Annotated in this window: 17 protein-coding genes and 1 pseudogene; 10 read left to right on the top strand and 8 right to left on the bottom strand. The window is 62.0% G+C overall.

The window, feature by feature from the left end; all coding sequences use genetic code 11:
* Window positions 1–110: 110 nt before the first annotated feature.
* Complete coding sequence (gene putA, locus AC0L14_RS04740; RefSeq protein WP_473748774.1) at window positions 111–3,722, bottom strand: bifunctional proline dehydrogenase/L-glutamate gamma-semialdehyde dehydrogenase PutA; 3,612 nt, start codon at window positions 3,720–3,722, stop codon at window positions 111–113.
* A 162-nt stretch (window positions 3,723–3,884) separates the two neighbouring features.
* Between putA and AC0L14_RS04745 the strand changes: the two genes are divergently transcribed.
* On the top strand, window positions 3,885–4,337 hold the full coding sequence (locus AC0L14_RS04745) for an Lrp/AsnC family transcriptional regulator (protein ID WP_123150538.1): 453 nt from the start codon (window positions 3,885–3,887) through the stop codon (window positions 4,335–4,337).
* A gap of 21 nt (window positions 4,338–4,358) precedes the next feature.
* Here AC0L14_RS04745 and AC0L14_RS04750 read toward each other — a convergent pair whose 3' ends face one another.
* The 3 genes from AC0L14_RS04750 to AC0L14_RS04760 form a co-directional block, all read right to left on the bottom strand.
* A complete protein-coding gene (locus AC0L14_RS04750) occupies window positions 4,359–5,090 on the bottom strand; it encodes a cysteine hydrolase family protein (RefSeq protein ID WP_473748775.1) in 732 nt (243 codons plus the stop codon).
* A 145-nt stretch (window positions 5,091–5,235) separates the two neighbouring features.
* Window positions 5,236–6,438 carry a cytochrome-c peroxidase gene (locus AC0L14_RS04755; protein ID WP_473748776.1) on the bottom strand — a complete coding sequence of 401 codons (1,203 nt, stop codon included), beginning with the start codon at window positions 6,436–6,438 and terminating at the stop codon, window positions 5,236–5,238.
* 13 nt (window positions 6,439–6,451) lie between these two features.
* The gene (locus AC0L14_RS04760) at window positions 6,452–6,901 is read right to left on the bottom strand and encodes a FixH family protein (RefSeq protein WP_473486627.1); all 450 of its coding nucleotides are present in this window, start codon (window positions 6,899–6,901) and stop codon (window positions 6,452–6,454) included.
* Window positions 6,902–7,110: 209 nt separating this feature from the next.
* On the opposite strand from AC0L14_RS04760, the gene AC0L14_RS04765 reads away from it, so the two are divergent.
* Window positions 7,111–8,031, top strand: a complete 921-nt coding sequence (locus tag AC0L14_RS04765; protein ID WP_473748777.1) for a sugar kinase — start codon at window positions 7,111–7,113, stop codon at window positions 8,029–8,031.
* Between the two features lie 203 nt (window positions 8,032–8,234).
* On the opposite strand, the gene AC0L14_RS04770 is transcribed toward AC0L14_RS04765, so the two are convergent.
* Window positions 8,235–9,269 carry a class I SAM-dependent methyltransferase gene (locus tag AC0L14_RS04770; protein ID WP_473748778.1) on the bottom strand — a complete coding sequence of 345 codons (1,035 nt, stop codon included), beginning with the start codon at window positions 9,267–9,269 and terminating at the stop codon, window positions 8,235–8,237.
* Window positions 9,270–9,555: 286 nt separating this feature from the next.
* On the opposite strand from AC0L14_RS04770, the gene AC0L14_RS04775 reads away from it, so the two are divergent.
* The 3 genes from AC0L14_RS04775 to AC0L14_RS04785 all read left to right on the top strand — a co-directional run bounded on the left by AC0L14_RS04775 (window position 9,556) and on the right by AC0L14_RS04785 (window position 14,097).
* Window positions 9,556–11,577: a putative bifunctional diguanylate cyclase/phosphodiesterase gene (locus tag AC0L14_RS04775; protein WP_473527665.1), complete on the top strand. Its 2,022-nt coding sequence runs from the start codon at window positions 9,556–9,558 to the stop codon at window positions 11,575–11,577.
* 184 nt (window positions 11,578–11,761) lie between these two features.
* A complete protein-coding gene (locus AC0L14_RS04780; RefSeq protein ID WP_473486530.1) occupies window positions 11,762–12,889 on the top strand; it encodes a multicopper oxidase domain-containing protein in 1,128 nt (375 codons plus the stop codon).
* Window positions 12,886–14,097, top strand: coding sequence for a ZIP family metal transporter (locus AC0L14_RS04785; RefSeq protein ID WP_473748779.1), 1,212 nt, complete (start codon window positions 12,886–12,888; stop codon window positions 14,095–14,097). Before AC0L14_RS04780 ends, AC0L14_RS04785 begins: the two co-directional genes overlap by 4 nt.
* Before the next feature lie 293 nt (window positions 14,098–14,390).
* Here AC0L14_RS04785 and AC0L14_RS04790 read toward each other — a convergent pair whose 3' ends face one another.
* A complete protein-coding gene (locus AC0L14_RS04790; protein WP_473748780.1) occupies window positions 14,391–15,179 on the bottom strand; it encodes a DUF899 domain-containing protein in 789 nt (262 codons plus the stop codon).
* A gap of 493 nt (window positions 15,180–15,672) precedes the next feature.
* Between AC0L14_RS04790 and AC0L14_RS04795 the strand changes: the two genes are divergently transcribed.
* The 5 genes and pseudogenes from AC0L14_RS04795 to AC0L14_RS04815 form a co-directional block, all read left to right on the top strand.
* Window positions 15,673–16,470, top strand: coding sequence for an N-formylglutamate amidohydrolase (locus AC0L14_RS04795; RefSeq protein WP_473486628.1), 798 nt, complete (start codon window positions 15,673–15,675; stop codon window positions 16,468–16,470).
* Window positions 16,467–18,365 (top strand): flavohemoglobin expression-modulating QEGLA motif protein, encoded by a 1,899-nt coding sequence (locus tag AC0L14_RS04800; RefSeq protein ID WP_473748781.1) that lies wholly within the window; start codon window positions 16,467–16,469, stop codon window positions 18,363–18,365. Before AC0L14_RS04795 ends, AC0L14_RS04800 begins: the two co-directional genes overlap by 4 nt.
* A gap of 9 nt (window positions 18,366–18,374) precedes the next feature.
* On the top strand, window positions 18,375–19,421 hold the full coding sequence (locus tag AC0L14_RS04805; protein ID WP_473486535.1) for a glutathione synthetase: 1,047 nt from the start codon (window positions 18,375–18,377) through the stop codon (window positions 19,419–19,421).
* 437 nt (window positions 19,422–19,858) lie between these two features.
* Window positions 19,859–20,767: a tyrosine-type recombinase/integrase gene (locus AC0L14_RS04810; protein ID WP_473748782.1), complete on the top strand. Its 909-nt coding sequence runs from the start codon at window positions 19,859–19,861 to the stop codon at window positions 20,765–20,767.
* 2 nt (window positions 20,768–20,769) lie between these two features.
* Window positions 20,770–21,402, top strand: a pseudogene (locus tag AC0L14_RS04815) (IS91 family transposase); the annotation flags it as partial.
* A gap of 308 nt (window positions 21,403–21,710) precedes the next feature.
* On the opposite strand, the gene AC0L14_RS04820 reads toward AC0L14_RS04815, so the two are convergent.
* Both AC0L14_RS04820 and AC0L14_RS04825 read right to left on the bottom strand, forming a co-directional pair.
* Window positions 21,711–22,796, bottom strand: a complete 1,086-nt coding sequence (locus AC0L14_RS04820) for an FAD-binding oxidoreductase (RefSeq protein WP_473748783.1) — start codon at window positions 22,794–22,796, stop codon at window positions 21,711–21,713.
* Between the two features lie 87 nt (window positions 22,797–22,883).
* The gene (locus AC0L14_RS04825) at window positions 22,884–23,741 is read right to left on the bottom strand and encodes a LysR family transcriptional regulator (protein ID WP_473748784.1); all 858 of its coding nucleotides are present in this window, start codon (window positions 23,739–23,741) and stop codon (window positions 22,884–22,886) included.
* Between the last annotated feature and the right edge of the window lie 92 nt (window positions 23,742–23,833).

The following is a 23,833-nucleotide window of genomic DNA, read 5'->3' on the forward strand; positions in this document are numbered from 1 at the left end:
TCGCCGTCCGTGCCAAGCTGGAACACCCCTCATCCGACCGCTTCGCGGCCACCTTCTCCCACAAGGGGAGAAGGAAGAGTCGCCCCGCTATGCGAAGCCCCGGCCGACCCTCACACCGCGGCCAGCAGGCTGGCGTTGCCGCCGGCGGCCGTGGTGTCGACGCAGACGGCGCGCTCATGCGCGTAGGCCGCCGGGTTGAGCACTTCGCTGACCAGCGGCACGATCGGGCCGGTGCGGTCGGCGATCACCTTGCGCACGATGCGAGCGGCCTCGGGCGTGCCGGAAAAGGCAACGACGTCGACGCGCAGCGCGCGTGCCTCGACCGGGTCGGGCCGGCCGTCGATGGCCGCCAGCGGCAGGCCCTTGCCGGTCAATGATGAAAGTGCCGCCGGCGCACCCGGCGCGACGGCCAGCACCGCATTGCCGGCGGCTAGCGCCTGGATGGTCTGGCCAAGCAGCGTGTCGGCGTCCGGTCCGAGGCACAGCACGCGGCCGCGCGGCGACAGCGACAGCGTGTTGGCCTCGCCGGTCGGCCCGGGCAAATCGACCTGGCCGAAATCGATGCTGGCGGCGGCACCGATGGCCGCGGCACCCTTGCCGCGCAAATGCTTCCTCAGCACCGCCACCCGGTCCGCCCGCGTCGACCAGCCGCCCAGCGCCGGGTCCGGCAGATTGTCGGCGAGTTCGGTCGCCGTCACCTTGCGGCCGTCAAGAATAGGCGTGCCCGCCTGCGGCCCCTTGCGGAACCGCCTGAGATAGTGCGGCCCGCCGGCCTTCGGTCCGGTGCCGGAAAGCCCTTCGCCGCCGAACGGCTGCGAGCCGACGACGGCGCCGATCTGGTTGCGGTTGACATAGATGTTGCCGGCATGGATGCCGTCGACGAAATGCTGGGCGCGGCCTTCGATGCGGGTGTGCAGGCCGAAGGTCAGGCCATAACCCTTGCGGTTGATCGCGGCGATGACCCCGTCGATATCGTCGGCGTCGAAGCTGGCGACATGCAGCACCGGCCCGAACACCTCGCGCTCCATGTCCTCGATCCCCTTGACCCGAAAGACATGCGGCGCCACGAAGCGGCCATCCTTCGGCGTTTCGAGCTTGGCGATCAGCCGGCCCTGCAGGCCCATGTCAGTGCAATAGTCGCGGATCGATTTTTGTGCCTCGTCGTCGATGACCGGGCCGACATCGGTCGATATCCGCCAGGGATCGCCGAGGCTGAGCGCTTCCATCGCGCCCTTCAGCATCTCCAGCATCTTCTTCTCGACGTCCTTCTGCACATAGAGCACGCGCAGCGCCGAGCAGCGCTGGCCGGCACTCTGGAAGGCCGAGGCCAGGATGTCGCGCACCGCCTGCTCGGGCAGCGCGGTCGAATCGACGATCATGGCATTCAACCCGCCGGTCTCGGCGATCAGCATGGCATCGGGCGCGGCAGTCTCGGCCAGTTGCTTTTCGATCAGCTTGGCGACCTCGGTCGAGCCGGTGAAGCAGACGCCGGCAATGCGCGGGTCGGCGGTCAGCGGGCCACCGACCGAGGGACCGTCGCCGGGCAGAAGCTGGATGACGTCTTCCGGGACGCCGGCTTCGCGCAGCAATTCGACGGCGCGGAAGGCAATCAGCGGCGTCTGTTCGGCCGGCTTGGCGATGACCGAATTGCCGGTGACGAGTGCTGCCGCAATCTGGCCGGTGAAGATGGCGAGCGGAAAATTCCACGGCGAGATGCAGGCGATCGCGCCGCGCGCTTGCGTTCCCGGTTCGGCATTGGCAGCTTCGGCGGCATAATAGCGCAGGAAATCGACTGCCTCGCGCACTTCGGCGACACCGTCGGCCAGCGATTTGCCGGCCTCGCGGCTGGCGAGCGCGAAGAATTCGACGGCATTGGCCTCATAGAGGTCGGCGGCGCGGTTGAGGATGGCGGCGCGCTCGGCGACAGGGCGTTTTGCCCATGCCGGCTGTGCCTCCACCGCGATGCGCACGGCGGTCGCGACCTGCTTGGCGGTGGCCTCGCTGACGGTGCCGACCACTTCGTCGGGCTTTGCCGGATTGACCACCGGACGTTGCTTGCCGTAGCCGGCGGCCCGGGTGATCGGCTTGGCGTGCCAGCGGTCCGGGCCGGCAAACTCGGTCTTCGCCTTGTCGATCGCGGCCAGCGTCAGCGGATCGGTGATGTCGAACCCCTTCGAGTTGCGGCGGGCAGGACCGAAGATCGCCGACGGGCTGGGGATCGCCGGATTGGCGGCGGGACCCTGTTTCTCGACCGTCTCGAGCGGGTCGCGAGCAATATCCTCCGGCTCGACCTCCTCGTCGGTGAGCTGGTGGACGAAGGAAGAATTGGCGCCGTTTTCAAGCAGCCGGCGGACCAGATAGGCAAGCAGGTCGGAATGGGCGCCGACCGGCGCATAGATGCGGCAGCGCGTACCCTCGGCCCGCCGCGCCGTCTCGTGCAGCGCCTCGCCCATGCCGTGCAGGCGCTGGAACTCGAAGGAGTCACGATCCCTGGCCATCGACAGGATGGCGGCGACGGTGTGGGCGTTGTGGGTGGCGAATTGCGGATAGATGCGGTCGGTCATCGACAGCAGCTTTTTCGCGCAGGCGAGGTAGGACACGTCGGTGTTGGCCTTGCGGGTGAACACCGGATAGCCGTCGAGCCCGAGCGCCTGCGCCCGCTTGATCTCGGTGTCCCAATAGGCGCCCTTGACCAGCCGCACCATGATGGTGCGGTCGTGCTTCTTCGCCAGCGCATAGAGCCAGTCGATGACGAAGGCGGCGCGCGGACCATAGGCCTGGACGACAACGCCAAAACCGTCCCAGCCGGCGAGTTCCGGCTCCGCCAGCACCCGCTCGATTACGTCGAGTGACAGGTCGAGGCGGTCGGCCTCCTCGGCGTCGACATTGAGGCCCATGCGCGAATGGCGTGCCGCCAGCGCCAGCGACAAAAGCCGCTCGGCCATCACGGGCAGCATCTTTTCCTTCTGCGTCACTTCATAGCGCGGATGCAGCGCCGAAAGCTTGACCGAGATGCCGTGGTTCTGTCGGATGTCGGGACCATTGGCGCCGGCATCGAGCGACGAGATGGCGTCGGCATAGGCCTTGAGATAGCGCAAGGCGTCGGCCTCGGTGCGAGCCGCTTCGCCCAGCATATCGAAGGAATAGAGATAGCCTTTCTGGGTCATTGGCCGGCCGCGCTTGACGGCCTCGGCAATGGTGCGGCCGAGCACGAACTGCTCGCCCATTTCGCGCATGGCGGCAGCGACCGCCCTGCGGATGACCGGCTCGCCCAGCCGGCGCACCATGGCGCGCAGCGTGCCTTCGATGCCGTCCTCGCCTTCCTCGAGCACTCGACCGGTCAGCATCAGCGCCCAGGTCGACGCATTGACAAAGATCGAGCTCGAGCCGCCCGAATGCGCCGACCAGTCATGCGGCGCGATCTTGTCGGCGATGAGGTCGTCCATGGTCTCGGTGTCGGGTACCCGAAGCAGCGCTTCGGCCAGACACATCAGCGCCACGCCCTCCTTGGTGGAGAGGCCGTAAGCGGACAGGAAGACCTCCATCAACCGCGGATCGGACGAGCCGCGCACCGCCCGCACCAGATCGGCGGCGCGGGCCGAGATCGCCTTCCGCTCTTTCTCCGAAAGCCCTGTCGCTTCGGCCAGCCGCTTCACGGCCTCGTCTTCGTCGGGCAAATAATTGGCACGGATCTGCTGGCGGATGGCATCGAGCGCTGGCATGACGGTCCTGTAGAGCGAGCATCAGAGAGCGGTCCGGCGGTCACCGGACCGAATGGCGCAAGCTAGCACAAAGCGTGGTTTCGGTCGGTCCAAAGAAATCGACACGGCAGGTCGATTGAACTATCATGGGCCGGATTTTCCCCCAACTTGACCACAGAATCGATGAACGAAGACCAATTGGACCGCATCGACAGGAACATCCTGTCGGCGCTGGGCAGCGACGGCCGGCTTTCCATGTCGGAACTCGCGGCCAAGGTCGGCCTGTCGAAGACGCCGGTGCAGGCGCGGGTCAAGCGGCTGGAAAAGGACGGTATCATCCGCGGCTACCAGGCGATCATCGATCGCGAGCGCATGGGCGAAGGCCATGTCGCCTTCGTCCAGGTGAAATTGTCCGACACCCGCTCGGCCGCGCTCGACGCCTTCAACCGCGCCGTGCAGACGGTGCCGGAGATCGAGCAATGCCACATGATGGCGTCGAGCTTCGACTATCTCCTGAAAGTCCGCACCACCGACATCGCCGCCTACCGCCGCGTGCTCGGCGAGCGCATCTCGGCCCTGCCCCACGTCGCCCAGACCTCGACCTTCGTGGCGATGGAGACGGTGAAGGATCGGTAGGCGTTCACCGAGCTCGTCGGTTCATCCGGCTCGTTCAAGACGCTCCTGAATTTGCCCCTCGATTGCCCTCAGGAAATGGTCGGACGTCGATGTCCATCCAAAGAGTATCTGTACGAGCGTAATTGAGGCGTCATGGTTGCTCCTTGGGGAGTCCAACGCGATGGGCTCGCTCGTGCAATCCGTCAGCAGGATGCAGTGATAGTCCCTGAAAAAGGCGTCCCGAATTGTCGACTCCACACACACGCTGGTCGTGCATCCTGTCGCGATGAGCTGTTTGATGCCTGCGGTCTTCAGAACAGAATCGAGTTCGGTCTCGTAGAAGCCGCTGAACCGGGTTTTGTAGAGGACAACATCCCCCGCCTCCGGCTTTAGGTCGCTGACGATATCCGTTCCCCAGGTGTCGCGGATCAGAATCCGGCTCTCGCTGCCGTCCGGCGCTGTCATGCTCTCACCGACCCCAAAGATCTGGAGATGTCGGAGACGATTGGGAGCATCCGATGTCCCGAGATCCGAAAGGTCGGAATGATACCCCATCTTCAGATAGATGATGGGCAGTCTCAATTTGCGAGCGGCCGCTATTACGCTTGCAGTAGGGCCGACAGCCCGTTGAATCCCGGAGATATCGATGCCGGCTCTGTCGAACATCCCGCCTTTCGAGCTGAAGTCATTCTGCATGTCCACGACGAGAACTGCAGTCCTGGCCGGATCAATTGAAACAGGTTGAGGCTTTGCGTCGATGACAAGTGGCTGCATTTTCATCCTCCCACAGCCTGAGGTGTCGCACTTTGCGCCTTGGTTATCATGATCAGCGGCCCTGCATTGTGTCAACAAAAGGGGGCTACATCGGTGCTTGGCGGCCCAAGACAGTGGTCCGCTCTTGTCGAAAACAAACCCAACGTCACTCCGCCAGCGTCTTCAAAAACGCCACCAGCGCCGCGCGCTCGCGGTTCGAAAGCTGCAGCGGGTGGACCTCGGATACACCCTCGACACTGGCCGGCGCTTTCGAATAATGCGCCACCACCTCGTCGAGCGAGGAAAATTGCCCGGCATGCATGTAGGGCGCACGGGTGGCGGCGCCGCGCAGCGACGGCGTCTTGTAGGCGCGGACGAGTTCCGGTCCGGCCTTGACCATGAAGCGCAGCTCGCCACAGGCGCTGGCGTCGCCATCGCGAAACGCGCCGAAACAGTTGAACGGATCGGCCTCGACCTGCGCCACCGCGTCTATGCGGCCGCGATCCGGCGGCAGATTCGCCACCGGCGGCACGCCGGTGCTGTGAAAACCGCCGTCGGTGAAACGCGGCCCGGTATGGCACGTCACGCAATTGGCCTTGCCGATGAACAGTTTTAGCCCGAGGATTTCTTCGGGCGACAAGGCATCGTCGCCCTGCGGCGCCTGTATACCGGTATCCAAAGCGGCGGCGAACCGGTCGAAGCGCGTCTGCGGTGGCGCGATCGATCGCTCGAAGGCGGCGATCGCCTTGCCGATATTGGCGAAGACGCGGTTGACGTCCTCGGCTTGCGCATCGGACATGGCATTCCAGGCAGCCTTCTCGGCATCGCTGCCGAGCGGACTGGCATTGGCCGGCACATTTGAAAGATCGGGCAGCGGCCCGAAGATGCGCTCGTAGCGCTCGCCGAATCGCGCCTTGATATAGTGCGCGTAGGCGGCGCGGTTGCCGGCCTGCTCCAGCGGATTTTCCAGCGGCGCCAGCGCCTGCGCCCAGAGACTGTCGCGCCGCCCGTCCCAGAAGAACCATGCGTCATGCGCAACGCTGGCCAGCGGCATGGTGCGCCGGTTGGTGCGGCCGACACCAACCGCTCGCGGCAGATCGTCCTGGAACTGCCGGTCGATCTTGTGGCAGGTCGAGCAGGAAACCTTGCCGTCGCCGCTCAGCCCGACGTCGAAGAACAGTGTCGCGCCGAGCGCGGCGGCGGCCGGCACATCGGCGAAGCGATTGGTGGTGTCGGTCTTCAGCGGCGGCAGCGCTGACAGCGCCAGCGAGGCGATGGTCTTCTTTTCGGCATCGGAAAACTCAGGCTTGCCGCAGCCGGCAAGCAGAGCCATCGCCAGCAGCGCAAAAAGTCGCGAAAAGCGGCTCATCTTGCTCCAGCGCTCAGAGCAACACATTGAAGACCACCGTGTCGGATCCGGCCGCCGCGGAAATGGCGAAATGCAGTTGCCACAATCCGCTCATTGTGAATTTCACCCCGCCGATGCGATAGCGGCCATCGCCCAGATAATCGGTCGCATGCGGGCTGGTCGGCAGACCGTGCCTGTGCTGCGGCATGCCGCCGGAAATCGTGATCGCAGCGCCCTCCACCGGGGTTCCCGCACCTGTCTTGAGGGTCAGCAGCCAGGATTGCAGTTCGCCTTGACGGACAACGCCCCGCTCCGGTTCGAAACTTGCCACGAACAATCCGTTCGCCGTCCTTTTCGAGTGGCCAATTTCGGAACCGGCAAGCCGGGGCGCTTGCGGCGCGGTCAGAAAGACGGCGGCGAGAATGCCGGCCAGCAAGGCAGCCAGACCAAGACCTGCCAGAACATAACGCCATAACGATGCCAAACCGTTTCCTCTTCCGGAGATAACGTCTCGCTGCGCAGCTTGCGTCCCGCCGTCCGCATGAGAAAACGCCGCTGGCGCAAAAATCCACCATGGCCAAGCATGGCGCTGCCGCTCACAAAAAGCTACAGCACCGGGTCTTGGTTTTGTGCATGTCGTTATCCCAAAACCGCTGCGCAAGCTTTGGGCGACATGCACCAGGAGAGAGATCCATGACAGGAAACGGCGTCGCCTCGATCGGTGAATGCATGCTCGAACTTTCAGGCCAGGCGGGGCCGAACTGGCGCATGGGTTTTGCCGGCGACACGTTCAATACGCTGTGGGCGCTGCATGCGCTGAGCGGCGACCGGCCGGCGACCTATGTGTCGGCTTTCGGCGACGACCCGTTCTCGCGCGACCAGATCGGTTTCTTTGCGCAAAACGGCATCGGCATCGGCGCCAGCCCGATCATAACAGGCGCACGGCCCGGCCTCTATGCGATCACACTGACCGGCGCCGAACGCTCCTTCACCTACTGGCGCGGCGATGCGGCCGCAAGGCAGCTTGCCTCCGACGCGGCTGCCTTGGCGAAAAGCCTTGAAAATCAGTCGCTTGTTTATTTTTCCGGAATCACTTTGGCAATTCTGGATGACGCCGCGCGCAACACGCTGCTGACCGCGGTGGCCAAGGCGCGCGCCGCCGGTTCGCTTGTCGCCTTCGATCCCAACTACCGGCCGCGGTTGTGGCGCCGGCGCGAGGAAGCGCAGACCGCGATCCTCGATGCCCTCGCAGTCACCGACATCGCGCTGCCGACCTTTCCCGACGAGCAGATGCTGTTCGGCGACGCAGCGCCGCAAGCAACCGCGGAACGGCTGGGAAAGCTGGTCGGCGAAGTCGTCGTCAAGAACGGCGAGGAGCCGGCGCTGATCGCTGCAAACGGGACCCCGCAACCCGTTCCGGCCGTGCATGTCGCCGCCCCCGTCGACACGACCGGCGCCGGCGATTCCTTCAATGGCGCCTATCTCGCCGCCCGGCTTGCCGGCCATCTCCCGACCGAGGCTGTGCTGCGCGCGCATCGCGTCGCCGCAGCTGTCGTCCAGGTGCGCGGCGCGCTGGCGCCATTCGAGACGTTAAGGGCAGCGTTCGAAGTTTAATGCATGTCGCGCAAAAGCTTGCCCTCGGGCCTGACCCTAGGCCCGACCCGAGGGTGCGCAGCGGTTTTGCGATAACGACATGCATAAAAACAAGAACTAAAGCGCGTTGCATGAATCCATTCAAACGCGACGCGCTTTAGGATCAAAACGCAATCAGACTGGCTGCCGCCAACGGCTGACAAGCTTGCAGCCAAAGGCGATCGCTATCCGCGCTTTTCGATGACGCCGTACAGGACGTTGCGGTTCTCGCCAAAGAACACCTGCGCCTCGACGGTGTTGCGGTCGACGCTGGCATTGATGATGTTCCACATATCGACTTCCGACCGCAGCAGCAACACCCAGTTCATGAACGTCTCCCGGTAGCCGGCGTCAGGGTTGCCCTCTGCATAGTTCGCGAAAAGGAACGTCCCGTTCGGCTTCAACATCTGCAGGCAAGTTTTCGTGAGCTTCACGGCGACGTTGTACGCAAGGTAGTCGTAAAGACCGGAGGCGTAGATGAAGTCGAACTTGCCAAGCTTGTGACCCCGCATGAGCACGGTTCGTACCGAACCGTCGATGGCCTCTACCGCGGTGCCCTGGAAGTCGCGCGTGATCAATCCAACGCTCTGAGGATCCTGATCGAGCGCAACCCAGCGCTTGAGACGGCCCTCCTGCAAGGCGGTCGAGCGATTGGCCTCCCTTAAATGGCCGGCCGCAATCGCTAGGACCTCGGCTTCTGGTCCATTCCTGGTCGCAATCTCATCGACATATCGGGTTAAAAGATCGCGTCGTTCCCGGGCCGCGACGCACGACGGTACATCCTTGGTATGGCTATAGAGCGCCTTGCCGATTTCCGAGGCGTTTGCCACGCTCTCGGCCACGTGCGGATCACAATAGATGAAGTCGAGCAACTGCGCGTCGCCAGAATAACCTCTGGGCTTGTCATGGGACCACCGCGTAAGCGGATCCTCAAGAAAGTACTCCAGGACCGGGTGATTCCGCACTACCGGTATCAATGCTTGCCAAACGTCAGGATGAACCTTGGAACGCATTGCTTCGAGATACGACATCAGACGGCGAATGATCTCCGCGGGGTCCTTTCGTTGCTCGACTTGCTGGTGCGTCGTGTGGAGAATGAGCGCAAGCTCTACGCGAGCGGTTTCGAACGCTTCGCTGTGAGGCTCGAGCTTTCTTCGAGGGAGACTGGCGGCGATCATCTCGGCAGTAATCAGACTTTTGCCATCGAGGATGGTTGCCACCACATAACTCCATAGTTACAATTAACTAGATATTAGCTAGATATTGCGTAAAATTTTATCTTTGCCAAGCCACATCTCCAGCATTTTAGCGATGTCGTTAATTTCCCGCCAACCATGCTGGTTCTTTGGACGCCTTGCGGGTCGGATTCCGGATACGAGTTAACGAAAACCTATTTGCGCGACTGCATATTGTTGCGAGGCGCCGCAATCGCTGTCGCGCCCGAGGAGTCGGCCGGCATTGGGGGCAGAAGCTAGAAATGAGTTCGGAATACAAAGCCCCGTTCAAATGGGGTTTGTGGTGACGAACGAATGCGCGTCATCCGCATTGGCCGATATAGCCCATGCGGAACCGTTCGAACCGCGCTACGAGCCGCGGTCCGACGAGCTTCGCAACCTCTACCGAGAGGAAGGCCAAGCGAAGCGAAGGATGGACGCCAGGCCAGGGCTTTGGATCGCCGTTGCCATCTATCTGCTGTTTTCGGCAACGGATCTGCTGCTGATTCCGGACGTGGCACTCTATACGATCACGGCACGCTTCGCGGTCGGAGTGACTGCACTCTCGATCCTGGAAGCACAACTTCGCCAGGGAGTCGGAACGGAATGGATTGACGTGACTTGCGCTGGAGCCATCATCTTTGGCTATGTTGGGTGGCTGTGCCCAGCGGTCATGGGTGCGGACAAGGAAAGCGTCTCGTATTATATGGTCTTTGGCACCATCTTCATGATGAGCGCCAATCTCTTCTTCACGTTTAAATTCAGCCTGTCTATTGTAACTTCTGCAATAATTTTGGTAATATTGTATGTCGTAAACTATTTTGTGCCGTCTACATTAATGTACAAAATGGTATTTGGAGCTTTCTACATTTCATGCTTCACATTTACGTCTTACGTAAACTGGAAGCTGAACGAGGAACGCTACAACGTCTTCCTGAATGCCCTTGAAGCCAAAATCCAGCACAAGGAGGCCACCGAGCGCGGACAGGCGCTGTTGAATCTGTCGAGAACCGATCCGCTTACGGGTCTGGAGAATCGGCGGGCGATTGACGAGAAGCTGCGGGACTACTGGAGCGACTGGCAAAGGTCTGGCAGAAGTTTTGTGGCGATCCTCATCGACGTGGACTTCTTCAAAAGGTTCAATGACTATTACGGACATCAAGAAGGCGACCGCTGCCTGATTCTTGTCGCCAATGCCCTTGCCGAGATGATTAAGCAGTACAATGGCTCAATCGGCCGCTACGGCGGTGAGGAATTCATTGTCCTGGCTCGCATGGAGAAAAGAGAACAGGTCGCGGATATTGCCGAAGCCATTCGAAGCACGGTGGAGAACCTCGCGCTTCCCCACGAGCAGCGCAGAGACGGTATCTCGGTTGTGACGGTGAGCGTTGGCGCTGCAGTCACCAGGCCGCAGATTGGCGCCAAGCTGGAAAAAATCATCCACGAGGCCGATCGCGCGCTCTATCTGGCAAAAGCAGGCGGTCGAAATTGTACCTGGCTGTTCGATCCAAACGATCCCCAAAGCAGCGACGAGAGCGAGAATATTGCGGCTTTGCTGAAGATCGCGATCGGCCAGGATCTCGTTTCACTCGTTTACCAGCCTATCCAGAATATCGCGTCGGGCCGAGTTGAAGCCGTCGAGGCTCTGATGCGCCTTAAAATGCTGGACGGTACATCGGTTCCGCCGAGCCTATTCATTCCCGTCGCGGAACGAACTGGTGCGGTCCTGGCGCTCGGGCGCTGGGCAATAAGGACAGTATGCACTGAGCTTCTGGCGGACGATCACGTCCGTGTCGTCAGCGTCAACGTCTCTCCGATTCAGCTCAAGACGCCCGGCTTCGCGGCTTCTGTTGCGACCATTTTGAGCGAGACTGGCGTAGCCGGCAGCAGGCTCGCCCTCGAAATCACCGAAGGGCTGGAGATGGAGATGCACTCCGGCATTCTTCGCTGCATCAGCGACCTGAAGCTGCTGGGGATCAGGATATGGCTTGATGACTTCGGGACCGGCTTCGCTGGCCTGTCGTGGCTTCGTCTCATCGATTTCGATACGGTGAAGGTCGACCGCTCGTTTCTCCATGACTGCGGCACCCCGAGGGGCAAGGCGATGCTGCAAGACATTATTGCGCTGGTCCGAAATCGCGGCCATAAAATCCTGGTCGAAGGGGTCGAAACCGACGAGCAGATGGCCCTTCTACGCGAATTTGACATAGATAAAATCCAGGGCTTCCACGTCGGCCGCCCTGCTCCCGCCGCCAGTTTCCGGGCGAGACCGATCACCTACAAACGCCCATTTTCGGTCGTTAAGTCCGCATGAACAGCGGCGGAGCGATCTGCGCTCCTGCAAGCGATCACCCCGCGCTCCCTCTGTAAGGAGCAAATTCGCACCACATCAATTTGCCGACGGCCCCTCCCCGAATAGATGCGGTTGCGAGTCGATTGCGAAACAATCCGTTTAATGCTAATGCAAATCATTCTCATTTGCATTTGTGGTGACGGTTATGTCCGAGGTCAGCATGTGGTTCCGCGAAAAGATCAGCAGGCGTGGACTGCTGTGGGGCGGCCTAGCGGCGGCCGGAGGCTCGGCGATAGCGGGAACGGCGGCTGGCCAATCGGCCCATTCCGGCCATGGGGCCACGTCGGCCGCGGGCGCTGCACCGCCTCCAGCGCATTTGGCCGCCCACGGATCGATGATCACCGTCGGAGACGTGGACAACGAGCGCAACGGTTTCGATCCTTCCCGGATGGTGACGGACTGGGAAACGGGCTCGGTGTCGACGCTTCCCGACGGACGAATCCTTCGGACTTTCGAGATCGAGGCGGTTGACAAGGAAATCGAAATCGCGCCGGGGATCATGTTCCCGGCCTGGACCTACAACGGGCGGGTGCCCGGGCCTGCGCTCAGGGCGACCGAAGGCGAGCACCTGCGGATGGTCTTCCGCAACTCCGGCTCGCATCCCCACTCCATGCACTTCCACGGCATCCATGCCGCAAGGATGGACGGCGTCCCCGGTGCAGGCTTGATCGATCCGGGAGAAGAATTCGTCTACGAGTTCGATGCCAGGCCCTTCGGCTGCCATCTCTATCACTGCCATGCGCTGCCCCTGAAGCGGCATATCCACAAGGGCATGTACGGCCTTTTCGTCATCGACCCGGATCCGGCCCGCCATCCGGAGCTTGCCGATGTCGCCCGTTCCCGCTTGCTCGGCACGCCCGAGAACGCCGAATGGCAGGAATTCGCCATGGTGATGAACGGCTTCGACACCAACTTCGACAACGGGAACGAAGTCTATGCGGTGAATACCGTCGCACACGCCTACATGAAGCGGCCGATCAGGATCGTCCGCAACCGCCCAGTCCGCATCTATCTGGCCAATGTCGTCGAGTTCGATCCCATCAACTCGTTCCACTTGCACGCCAACTTCTTCGACTATTTCGAACAGGGGACGACGCTCACGCCGACCTTGAGGACGGTCGACTTGATCACTCAGGTGCAGGCGCAGCGCGGAATCCTCGAGTTTACCTACAAGGATCACGAGACCGGTCTCTACATGTTCCACCCGCATCAGTCGGAGTTCACCGAACTCGGCTGGACGGGCATGTTCGACGTGGTGGAGGCGGTCGCATGAACGAGGTCTCGCACATCGCCGCCGCCGACCCGACCGCTCCCGTCGGCTCCGGAAAATCGCGCGCCGCTTTGCTGTGGCTGATCCTGCCGCTGGCCGCCCTCGGCCTGGCGATCACCTGGCTAGTGGTCTCTGACCCGCTCAGAAACTTCGGGAACGGCGCTCCGCCTGTGGAGAGCCTGACTTTCGAGCGGACGATCCTTTCGTCCGACGGCATCCGTGTCCTGGTCCGCGCCGGTGGCTCGGAGCCGATGACGATCGCCCAGGTCCAGGTTGACGACGCATACTGGCAGTTCACGCAGGAACCCGCAGGACCGCTCGCCCGCGGCGCTACGGCATGGATCCACCTGCCCTTCCCCTGGGTGCTGGGGGAGGCGCATGCCATCAACATCGTCACCAAAACCGGAGCGACGTTCGGGCACGAGATCGCGGTCGCCGTGCCTACCCCGACGCGGGATGCAAGGAGCCTCGCCTCCCAGGCGCTGCTAGGCGTGTTTGTCGGCCTTGTTCCAGTCGCCATCGGAATGATGTTTTTTCCAGCGCTGCGCGGAGTCGGCCGCAACGGCATGAATTTCCTGCTCGCCCTGACTGTCGGCCTGCTGGCGTTCCTGTTAGTCGACGCCACGGCTGAAGCTTTCGAACTGGCGGCCGAGTCCGCCGCAATATTCCAGGGACAGGCCATGGTCGTCCTCACAGCCGCTGCGAGTTTCCTCCTGCTGATGGCGGCCGGCCGCCGGGACGGAGTGCCGACCGGACTTGCGCTCGCCACCTTCATCGCGCTTGGAATCGGCCTGCACAATCTTGGCGAGGGGCTGGCCATCGGCGCTGCGTTCGCGGCAGGCGCGGCCGGATTGGGCACTTTTCTGGTGTTGGGCTTCATGCTGCACAACATCACCGAAGGCATCGGCATTTCCGCGCCGATGCTGAAAAAGCGCCCGTCTCTGTGGACCTTCGTCGGCTTGGCGCTTCTGGCGGGCGGTCCCGCCGTCATCGGACTTTGGATCGGAAGCCTGGCCTATGCGCCGCAGTGGTCGGCGCTGGCTCTCGCGGTCGGAGCGGGAGCCATTCTGCAGGTCATCATCGAGGTCACTGCGTACCTGATGAGGTCGGACGGGAGAGGCCCTGCGGCGCTTACAGCGCCAGCCACGATGGCGGGATTGGCCGCAGGCGTTTCGTTCATGTATGTGACCGCTATGCTCGTCAAAGTCTGATCTGCCGCGGCGACAGCTTGTCCGGTCGCTCCTGCCGGATTGTCGCCTGTGAACTGCGGGCGCGGAGATCGGTTGCGGCAAATAAAAAAGGTCGGCTTGGGTCCAACGTGCGTCGCCCCGGCTACCCGGCGTCAATCGACCGACAACCTTGCCGTTTGAATCGGCCGGCGAGCACAGAGCGCCGGTTCCGGACATTCGCGACCGCTCTTCGTCTCAGCGCTTCGCGCCACGGCCGATCGGGGACCCTCAGACCGACCGCCGCCGCCCGTCGGATCCACCGGAACAGGCCTGGCTCATTGCTTCGTGTTCGCCTCCCGGAACGCCGCCTCTCCGGCGTCCGACACCTCGGCCCACTTCTTGTCGGCCGCTGGATCCGCGGCGTAGCTGTCGTGCCAGTTCCACCACTTGTAGGTCGGGGTCTGGGGATAGCCCTCGGGCGAGTCCTCCCAGACCTCCTGCCGGCCCAGCGGGGTGATGTCGAGGTAGTTCCAGGTGCCTCCCATCTGCTCGTCGCCGCGGTTGTTGATGAAGTAGGTACGGAATACGCGGTCGCCGTCGCGGATGAACACGTTGTGGCCGTGCCACTCGTCCACGCCGAAATCGGCGTCGAAGCTGTCGGTGAGAGTGAACCACGGCATCTCCCAGCCCATCCGCGCCTTCAGCCGCGCGATATCAGCCTGGGGCGCACGCGAGACGAAGACGAGGGTGGTGTCACGGGCGTTCAGGTGGGCGACGTGGGCGACCTGGTCGGCCACCAGGGAGCAGCCGCGGCAGGCATGGTCGGGCCAGCCGAACACTCCCGGCTCGAAGAAGGCGCGGTAGACGATCAGCTGACGCCGACCATCGAACAGGTCGAGCAGGCTGGCCTTTCCGTGAGGCCCTTCGAACGCATAGGTCTTCTCCACCGCCATCCACGGCATCCGCCGGCGCTCGGCGGCCAGCGCGTCACGGGCGCGGGTCTGGGCCTTTTCCTTCACGAGCAGCTGCTCGCGGGCCGCCTCCCACGCCTGCGGCGACACGACCGGTGGTGTGTGCATGGCAGTCTGTCCGCTTTTCCGTCCGCTCTTGGCTGATGAAGTCATGGCTTTGATACCTCCTGTTCTGGGCGAATTCCCGCGCCTCATGGCTGAAACGCGGGTCCATTCGCTGCTCATCGCTCGTTTTTCGGCATGAGGTAGTTTGGCACCGGAAAGCGAACAGTGGGAGTAACAAGTGTGGCGGTATTCCGATGCCGTCTTGACCGGCCGGCATCTGAAACCCTCCGCACGAAAAGACATCGGCATTTCAGATAGTTCCATCGGAACAAGAAAGCAGTACGGGACGTTTACTTGAGGTCGGGGATACCGTCACGAGTAACACACTGGCCACAGCGGCGGACACGGCTGAGCACTTAAAGGAACGAACCACCGGCAAACTCAGGACGTTTGCCAAACGCAATTCGCAACTCGACGGAAACGCAGTTTGATCGCCAGCGTCCTCGGTCCCACCCCGAACACCAGATTGTCCGGCCGAACACGAAGCCCCGAAATGGCTTCGCCGATCGACAAAATTCTGGCTGGCGACGCCCCCCTGAAAATGGAAATTGGGGGAGCCGATTGGTGGACGGTTCATCGCGGCTTGTCGCCTATCCTGGGTACGGCCATTCACAACGGTCATGAGGTCCGCGGTGCCGTCGAGGCGTTGCTGGCGATCTCCGACGACGACCGGTTGCGGGAGGAAGATCCTTTCACCGAGTTCGTCATTCGAGATGTACCCAACCGTATCGTATTCCACCGGTCGCGTTTCGAGGTCGACCTCAACCGCGCTCGCGAGGCGGCGGTCTACCTCTCGCCCGAACAGGCCTGGGGAATGGACATCTGGAGCGAGAAACCCGCGCCCGAAACGGTCGAGGATTCGCTCCGTGTGCACGACGACTATTATTCGATGCTAAGACAGGTTTTACGCGGGCTTGAAGAGCGCCATGGACGTTTCGTCGTGCTCGACATTCACAGCTACAATCACCGTCGTGGCGGGCCAGACGCGGCGCCATCCGATCCGGAAACCGCGCCCGATATCAACATCGGCACCTTCTCTATGGACCGTGAACGATGGGCACATGTCGTTGAACCGTTCATAGCCGCGTTGCGCATGTTCGAGTTCCGCGGGCGCCGGATGGACGTGCGCGAGAATGTCGCTTTTGAAGGCAGGGGCGAGCAAACGCGGTTCATTCACGAAGCCTTCCCGGAGACCGGCTGTGCTGTCGCCGTCGAGTTAAAAAAATTCTTCATGGACGAATGGACCGGATTGCCCGATCAGGCCGCGCTGGTCGCGATGCGTGCTATGATCCGTTCAACGCTGCCGATCCTGGAGGATAGACTGCAAGCGACGAGATGAGCAAAGCGCGAGTAAGCGACAGGCCGGCGAAAGCGCTCGATATGGCGCTTGTAGAAGATGTTCTCGCCGATATCGACGCTGGGAAACCGGTTCGGCGAGATCTTGAAGGTGGCGGGCGCCTCCACATCGATCGCGCGCTTCCCTTCCTTTGCGTTCATTTGATCGACGGGCGTGAAGACGATGCGGCGCGGGATGTGGCATCGTCCAACGCGTCTTACCTTATCACTCCCGATCTGGATGCCGCCGTTCTGGTAATCGAAGCCATAGGCTCCGCCATGGCGAAACGCTTCGGCGCCTTCGTGCTGCTGGACGTCGGCGAGTTGGAACGGGATAGGCTACTCAGTGATGACGCCCCGTTTCTTCCACCTTTCGAGATCACGCTTTCCGCCACCGATCAACGAGCGATCCGCACTGCCCTCGACAGCTTTGCTTCGGCGGTCGAGAGCGTGGAGGTCAAGTTCCGTTCTCCGCGTCTCGATAAACGTCGTTCAGCGGACGACCCGCACGCGCGCCTTGCTGCGCGTCTCATTGGCCTTCCCTGTCTCACCGTGCGTTTCGCGCCGATCTATCGACAGCCCGACTCCGACGAGATCTATCCCGATCTGCGGGCAAGACTGATCGCCAATATCTTCGATGCCGGACTGCAGGCCATTGCCGCCTTCGTCAAAGCCACCGGCATTCTGAGCCTGCCAACGCACCGCGCGCTCGGAAGGCAGGCCTTCGTCGACTCAGTCAGCCGCGCCGATCGGAGCATCGACGACATCGTGGCGACCTTCGACTTTCTTCTGGCTGTAACACCGATCAACGCCGACGCGGCGTGGCGGGAATTCGAGGCCAGCAGATTCCAGCATGCGCCAAGGTTCCTCTATCGGCCGCTGGCCGTTCAGGTGGATGTCGAGAAGAGCAAGCTCTTCTCGATCGACTTCGATCGCTTTGAGGATCCCGTGCTTTTCAACCTATATCGCGAAAAGCAGCAGGAACTCGATCTGCAACTTTCGATGCTGTCCGCCCGGGAGACGACACGTTTCGTCGAGTTGGGCCGCGCGCTCTACGGGCGTGTCGAGCCTGCATTGTTTGATGCTGCGAAAGACATTCTGGCGAAAACGGCGAATGCAGGAGGCAACCAGGTGGGGGATGGCGAGCACGGCGAAAGCGCCGATTGCTTTTTCGTAGAGCGCCAGGCGCGTTCGATGATCGAAATCTATCGCAGGCAGCATTCCGGTTTCGAACCGATGATCGAATTGCGCGACGATCTGCCGGCTGGCCTGATGGTTTCGGGTTCCCGCCTTCTAATCTCACGCAGTACAAACATGGCGCGCCACAGGGTCGAGGCGCTGCTCAGCCATGAGATCGGTGTCCATCTGCTGACCTACTTCAATGGGTCGGCTCAAGGGCTGCGCCTCTTCCGATCGGGCCTTGCCGGATATGAGGGCGTGCAGGAAGGGCTCGCGGTCTTCGCCGAGTATCTGGCAGGCGGCATGACAAGAGGGCGTGTGCGTCTCATCGCCGCTCGCGTGGTTGCTTGCGCGGCCATGCTCGAGGGTGCATCGTTCCAGGAAACCTTCCTGGTTCTGGTTCGCGACTACGGTTTCACCGAAATTGGCGCTTTCAATCTGACCCTTAGGCTATTTCGTGGTGGTGGCCTCGCGAAGGACGCGATCTACCTGCGCGGCCTCTTCGAGGTGCTCGACCATCTCGGAAAGGGCGGAGCGCTCGATCCGTTCTGGATGGGGAAGATTTCGGCGTCGCATTTTGGTGTCATGCAGGAATTGAACCTGCGCGGCCTGCTCAGGGCGCCAGAGATAACGCCTGCCTTTTTGTTCGATCCGCAGGCAGAGCGGCGTCTCGAAAAGGCACGATCGGGGCTCTCGCCAGTCGAAATGATCGCAACCTAGGGGCTCTTGATGCGCATTGCATTCTTCGTCAATTCGATCGAACGCGAAACGCCTCACTATACAACCACCTTGCTCGCACTGGGGGCGCTCAGCCGCGGTCACGAAATCTCCTATCTGACGCCCGACGATTTCGTGCTGCGTCCCGACGACAGCCTCATGGTCCGCGCTATCACTTTGCCGAGCTCGACTTACAAGAAGCCGGAGACGCTGTACAAGGATTTGCAGAGCGACAGGACCGAGATCAAGACGATCGACGTTCGCGAGATCGACATCATCTTTCTGCGGAACGACCCCTCGCTGGACGCCGCCGATCGCCCGTGGGCAGTGAATGTCGGCGCGATGTTCGGGCGCCTTGCGGCCGAGCGCGGCGCGCTCGTCGTCAACGATCCGGGTGGGCTGGCCCTCGCTCAAAACAAGCTCTACTTCCAGGACTTTCCCAAAGCCGTGCGACCGGTCACGCTGATTTCCAAGAGCATCGAAGAGATCCGCGCCTTCATCAAGCAGCAGCCCAAAGGCGCTATCGTCAAGCCACTGCAAGGATCCGGCGGCAGGAACGTCTTCAAGATCGACTCGCCAAAGGACGCCAACCTCAACCAGATCTTCGAAGCGGTCAGCGGGGAAGGCTATCTGATTGCGCAGGGCTACCTGCCCGAAGCCAAGGCCGGCGATGTCCGTCTCTTCGTGATGAATGGAAAGGCGCTGGAACGCGACGGCAAATATGCCGCCTTTCGCCGCGTGCCTGCAAAGGGCGAGGTTCGCTCCAACATCCACGTCGCGGGCACCGCCGAGAGGGTGGAGGTAACGAACAACATGCTTTCCGTCGCCGAGATGGTGCGACCGAAACTCGTTCAGGACGGGATGTTCCTCGTTGGGCTCGATATTGTCGGAGACAAGCTCCTGGAGATCAATGTGTTCACTCCTGGCGGGCTTTCGAGCATGTCGGAAATGTACCAAACAAATTTTGCCGAGAGCGTGATCATCTCCCTCGAAAACAAGCTTTCAATACGAGCCGCTTATCCCGCCTCGATGTCCAATCGAGAACTGGCGGCATTATGAATTGTCGGGGAACCACAAGTAAAACTGTAACGCGACAGAGCGTTCGGCCAAAAGACGCTCTAATGCATGTCGCGCAAAAGTGCGCAGCGGTTTTGCGATAACGACATGCATAAAAACAAGAGCTTAAAGCGCGTCGCATGAATCCGTTCGAACGCGACGCGCTTTAGTGGTGAAATCCTGACGCTTGGTACCGTTTGTGAAAAGCGGAAATGGGTGATTTCGTGCGGTCGATTGCCGACTGGAAACGAGCAACCAGCGCCAAAAGCGGTCATCCACCGCCAGTTCTCGAATGACCGCAGTGAGGCCGAGGAACGAACCCGCTGCGCGGGATGGGCGCGCGCGGTGAGGTAGAGGTCACGATCCGGTTGCCGCGCCCGCATTGAGCGTCGTTCGGCGGCGGCAGAGCATCACAGGCTTCTTCAACAAGGAGCCTGACCATGCCCCATCCTGTTCTCGATGCACAGATCAGCCCGCTGCGCCAACGGTTGATTGACGACATGACCATGCGGCGGTTCAGCCAGGAGACGCAGCGCAACTACGTCCGCGATGTCGGGCGGTTCGCAAGCTTCCTTGGCCGATCGCCGGACACGGCCACAGCGGATGACTTGCGCCGGTTCCAGGTCGGGCAGCAGGAAGACGGCGTTCCCGTGCCGACCATGAACAGCATCGTGTCGGCCCTGCGCTTCTTCTTCACCCACACGCTCGACCGCCCGGACCTGGCGCGCAGGCTGGTCCGCCTGTCGCATCCGCGCAAGCTGCCGGCGGTCCTGAGCCGCGACGAGGTTGCCCGTCTCCTCAACGCCACCACCTGCCTCAAGCACCAGGCCGCGCTGTCGGTCGCCTATGGCGCGGGCTTGCGCGTCGCCGAGGTGTCGACGCTGAAGGTCACCGACGTCGACAGCGAGCGCATGCTGCTGCGCGTCGAACATGGCAAGGGCGGGCGGTACCGCAATGCCATGCTGTCGGCCGACCTGCTTGCCCTGCTGCGCCAGTGGTGGAAGGTCGGGCGGCAACAGGGTGTGATGCATCGCGACGGCTGGCTGTTCCCGGGGCAGCACGCGATGAAGCCGATCAGCACGCGGCAGCTCCATCGCATCGTCGTCGAGGCTGCACAGGCCGCCGACATCGCCAAGCGGGTCGGACCGCATACGCTGCGTCACAGCTTCGCCACCCACCTGCTGGAGGACGGCACCGACATCCGGGTCATCCAGGTCCTGCTCGGGCATGCCAAGCTCGACAACACGGCCCTCTACGCCAAGGTCGCGACCCGGACGGTACGCTCCGTAACCAGTCCGCTCGACAAGCTTGGCCTGTTCAAGCCGGGAGAGATCTCGCCCGACGGCTGAGCGTGCACGCCTCGATCGAGGTCGCCGACATCTTCCGTGCTGCCGGGCCTGCCTACCGGGTCGCCCATGCAGGGCAGCTCAGCCTACAGCAGCTCAAGGTCATGTCGGCAATCGAACTCTGCCGCACCGCAGCGCTCGGCGGCCACGTCGAGGCCTGCGCGGACTGTGGCCAACGGCGGATCGCGTACAACAGCTGCCGCAACCGGCACTGTCCGAAGTGCCAGGGCGCGGCCGCGAGGACATGGCTTGCCGAGCGGGAGGCCGACCTGCTGCCGGTCGGATACTTCCACGTCGTGTTCACGCTGCCGGCCGAGGTCGCCGAGATCGCCTTCCACAACAAGGCGCTGGTCTACGACCTGCTGTTCAAGGCGGCATCGGAGACGATGCTGACGATCGCGGCCGATCCCAGGCATCTCGGCGCGCGCATCGGCATCGCCGCCGTGCTCCACACATGGGGATCGGCGATGACCCACCATCCCCATGTCCACATGATCGTGCCGGGCGGCGGCATCGCGCCGGACGGGAGCCGCTGGATATCGTCGCGGCCGGCCTTCCTGCTCCCGGTCAGGGTACTCGGCAAGTTGTTTCGCCGCCTGTTCCTCACCCGGCTGATCGCCCTCCACGACGCCGGCCGCCCGCGGGTTCCTTCCTCGGGGACTTTCGTACGCCTGCCGGCGCCCGAAACTCTTCACGAATGCTGACTGGCAGCTTTGAGGCTCGGATTATAAGAAGCGGCCCTTCAGGCCCCCGCGGGTACCGACGTGATCTGACCCAATCCGACCATTCCCGCCGCACGATGCCGCCCGAAAGCCGACATTCAAAGGATCCAGCGGCCAAGCGCAGGTTGCCGGAACCGACTCATGAGTGCGCGCGCCGTTTATCCAATCATGTGAGCCACCGGCATGCCCGCAGCGCCGGGCTTGGCCATCAATTCGACATGAGGTCAGAGATCGAGGCAAACGGTGCCTTGCGGCCGGCTGCAGCAAGCCAGCACATAACCAGCCGCCTTCTCTTCAAGGCTGAGTCCTCCAAGGTCGTCGATCACGACGTCACCTGAGAGCTTGACCGTCCGACAGGTTCCGCAAATGCCCTGCTGGCATGCGGTAGGAATGTAGAGGCCGCTATTGCGCGCCGCATCGAGCAGAGTCTCTCCAGGCGCACACAGATGCTCCACGCCAGACCGGGCGAAACGGACACAAGTTGGGCCAGCGGCAGCCGATTTCGGAGGCATGGAATTGCCCACGGCGCCGCCGAAACTTTCCTCGTGATACTGCGAGGGTGCGATGCCGATCTCCGCGACACAGGCCCGAACCGTTTGCATAAACGGCTCGGGGCCGCAAACGTAAGACGTGCGCTGGTGAAGGTCCGGAGCGAGCCGCAAGAGCATGGGGCCGTCGATCCGACCCATAGGGCCCTGCCACGCCGAACCTTCCTGGCTGCAGATGAAGCTTACATCGACATTAGAGAACCGCGCGGCGAGCGCCTCCAACTCGGAGCGGAAGGCGATGTCGTCCGCCGTCCGAGCGCAGTGAATGAAACGGATGTCATGGCCAGATGCCCGGTCGGTTAGCGTCCGCAGCATCGACATAACGGGAGTGATGCCGCTGCCGCCCGAAAGGAAAAGCGGCTTCTCGCATGGTAGATCGTCGAAGTTGAAACGTCCGACCGGCCCTTCGATTTCAATGTCGTGGCCCGGCCGGAGATTGTCGTGAAGCCAATTGGAAACAAGTCCGCCCTTCACCCGCTTCACCGTGATCTGCAGGTCGAGCGGTCGAGTCGGCGGCGACGACACCGAGTACGATCTTGTTACCCGGATGCCGTCGATCGTCAGGTGCAGGACTAAATACTGGCCTGCACTGAAGCTGAACATGTGGCCAGAAGCGGCTGAAAAGACGAATGTTTTAACGTCGTGCGTCTCATCGATGACGCCCCGGCAGCGCACGAACTGTCTTGAGTTCTCCGCCCATTGCCGTTGACGCAGCGCTGGAGCGAAATCGGTGGTCGAAAAGGGAACGTGCGCGTTCATCATTTGACTCTGTTTTGCCTCGGCCAGAATGGCAGCCGGGATACTTTCAAAAAAGCGGCAGATGTCGGCTTTACAATCGGATATTTCGATCTAGCTTTCCATGGACATAACGGCCAGATGGAGCGCGCGAATCCCTCTACGGATGATCGGCTCGTGCTTGCGGCGCGCCAGAATAGCGGTGTGGACGGGCTGCTGAAGCGCGGGCGCACCCTCGACCACAAAAGACGGCCGCTCGGCGGTATACCGCCGAGCGTCGTCACTGCGCATATAGCAAGTGCCACCCATGCGCCGCAGCATCGCTTCGGCGAGCGTTTCCGAGCCCATCGAAAGACGGCCTATCGCCAATTGCGGCAGCGCCTCGGCGTGGGCTTTTTCAAGCGCGACCGTGTAGCCCGGCCGGATATACGTATCCGGGCTGACCTCCGACAGCATCCTGGCCGTCGTAGACACCATCACATATTCTTCGACCATGAGAGGATCGTAGGAGATTTCAGGGAGGTATCGGGGCGCGTATACCACAGCAATATCAAGGTTTCCCAAGCTCAAATCGGAAATCATCTGCGGCGAGTAGTCGGACTCTACGTGAATTGACGATTTCGGCAGCACCTGGAACAGAGTTTCCACCCAACCCGGCAATATCGATCGTGTCATCCCGACCTGCGCAGCGACGCGCAAGGTGCCCTCGAACCGGTTGAATGCCCGAACGTCATGGCGGGCCTGAGACCATGTCGAGAGCATGGCGCGCGCATAGGCTTCGAAACGTCGCCCCGCCGCAGTCGGTTCGGCGCCGGCGCGTCCCCTCAGGAAGAGCTCCGAACCAATGGCCTGCTCCAGGTTCCTGATGCGGGTGCTCACCGTCGACTGCGTGACCCCTAGCCGATCGGCCGTACGGTTAAAATTTCGTGACTCCATGATGTCGAGGAAGGTCTCGATGTGATCCAGCTGCATGTCGCCTCGCAATCGAAAAATCCGATCGTATTACCCCAGATCACAAGCTTGATCAAATAATTCCCAAGGCGGAAGCTGCGATTGAAGAAGCC

This window comes from Mesorhizobium sp. WSM4841, assembly GCF_055811515.1.